The organism is Vibrio sp. 1978, assembly GCF_033344345.1.
The window spans coordinates 1-644 of the sequence record NZ_JAWPOP010000585.1; the positions used below are offsets into that span (position 1 = coordinate 1).

General features: G+C 43.0%; 1 protein-coding gene. It reads right to left on the reverse strand.

What is annotated here, in order from left to right; translation table 11 throughout:
• Window positions 1-362 precede the first annotated feature (362 nt).
• Window positions 363-644: hypothetical protein (locus tag R8N49_RS27965; protein WP_318190549.1), on the reverse strand; the 282-nt coding region annotated here is incomplete at its 5' end.

Here is a 644-nt window from a genome sequence, read left to right on the forward strand (position 1 = left end):
GGCTCTTTTAGTGCGTAACGCTGCGTTCTGATAAGCCTTGCAGTCTTATCATCAGAGCAATACGGCTTGTTGGGAAGGTGCTTGAGCACCCTTGCGGTGAACCTCTCTAATTGCACATAGCTAACCACCCTTGGCGGCAGCTAAATGCAGTAAATACGGGTTGTATTTCAAGTAATTTATGCATTATAATTATCTCAACATATTGAATAAAGCCTGCTGAATCCGCCAAGATTATCTAAGCAGGCTTTTTCTTTTTCTGAACCAAATCATACCACTATAATCTTTGATCTGAGAAGATCATTTATTCATCTGTAAACTTGGTACACGCAAAAACCATTTCCTTGTTCGTTCCGCTCAAGCACTCAAATTTTAAGTTCTCGCTCTGGTTTTTCGGGGTCGATGTTTCGCTCTGAATGCTCAGTTTTGCGTGACTGCAACTCGCGCACGCGCTGCTCTGCTGCTCTTGCGTCATTGTCGAGAATATCAATTCGCTCCGCCCTTTTATTTCTATAGATTTCTCTGAGCTTATCGTCTGCTCGACGGGGTTCTCTATCCTGTCTAAACGCTTGTTTAAGCTCTTGAATTGCGATTCGTACTGCGTTTGTAATTGCTCTAATGCGCTGAGTAAAATCTCGATCTGCTGT